The following is a 1097-nucleotide window of genomic DNA, read 5'->3' as shown; positions in this document are numbered from 1 at the left end:
GAAAAGCATAAAAATACGCTGCAATTGTATAAACAAAACCTTTAAGAACCATGAAATACCAGGCTAAAAAGGGCAAAATGTTCGTTAAAAAGTGGGTTTTTGAGGCCTAAAAGTAGGTTTTTGGACTGCAAAAATCATGGGTTGGCAACCAATCTAGAAAGGCAAAATGGTGCAAAATGCAGGTCTTTTTCTTTAAAACGGACATATTGGAAGACGTAAGAGGCCATTATTTGTGGCCATTTATCTACTTTTTAGCCTAAATTTGCGCTAGAACGGAGTGAAATTTAGAGAGCTATTGTAAAATAAATAATAAAAATTTAAGGTTTTGAGTTGGTGAGATTGTGAGCTTGCTAGTTGAAGAGTCTTATAAGTTTATGGGCTGTTATTTTTTGTAAGTTGATGAGTTTGTAAGTTTATGAGGTCTTGATTTTATAAGCTGAAGAGTTCTTGAGTTTGCAAGTTGATGAGTTCTTGAGTCTGTAAGTTGAATAGTTCTTGAGTTTGTAAGTTGGCGCGTTGATGTATTCGGGAGTTGGATTTTCGTGTGTTCATAAGCCAAAGGGTTGTTCCGTTCTACACTCCGCACACGAGAGGAGTTGGCTATCTTATGTTGACATAACAAAGATGGCAGACAGATTACGACACAATGTCTGTCTTTTTATCGTGCCGTTTCGCACCACATTGTTTTCAGAAACATCTAAACGGGCGATTGGGCTTAAACAACACACTGAAACTTTTCTTTTGACATTAGCTTGTAAATCAGCATTACTTTTACTACTTTTGTATTGCATGATAATAATACGCAACACAGATGAAGGGGTATAAAGTTAAGTAAGTTTTCAAGATGTTGTAAACAAATGGCCGTGTGATCAGCACCACAAAGGGCGACCATCGACAATTTAAACACCCTACAAAGAAAGGGAAAGTAACGATAAGAGGCAAGGCTAGCGATGATTTAACCCAAATCGGCTGTTAGAGCCTGTGCAGATTTTGTTTGATTGTTGAGCATCTTGCTTGTCTTATTCTTGAAGGCGTAGCGGGCTACGTCAAGAGAATAAGACAAGCAAGATGCCGACAAGCAAACGAAAGATGAACAG

General features: G+C 37.8%; 1 protein-coding gene. It reads left to right on the top strand.

Annotation, left to right across the window (positions count from 1 at the left end; genetic code table 11):
* Positions 1 to 865: 865 nt before the first annotated feature.
* On the top strand, positions 866 to 976 hold the full coding sequence (locus HMPREF2955_RS17085) for a type II toxin-antitoxin system HicA family toxin (protein ID WP_256374706.1): 111 nt from the start codon (positions 866 to 868) through the stop codon (positions 974 to 976).
* Positions 977 to 1097: the final 121 nt, after the last annotated feature.

It is taken from the genome of Prevotella sp. HMSC073D09, from assembly GCF_001814145.1.
Taxonomy (GTDB): domain Bacteria; phylum Bacteroidota; class Bacteroidia; order Bacteroidales; family Bacteroidaceae; genus Prevotella; species Prevotella conceptionensis.
The sequence above is the reverse complement of the archived record's forward strand: the minus strand, read 5'-3'. Positions and strand labels throughout refer to the sequence as shown.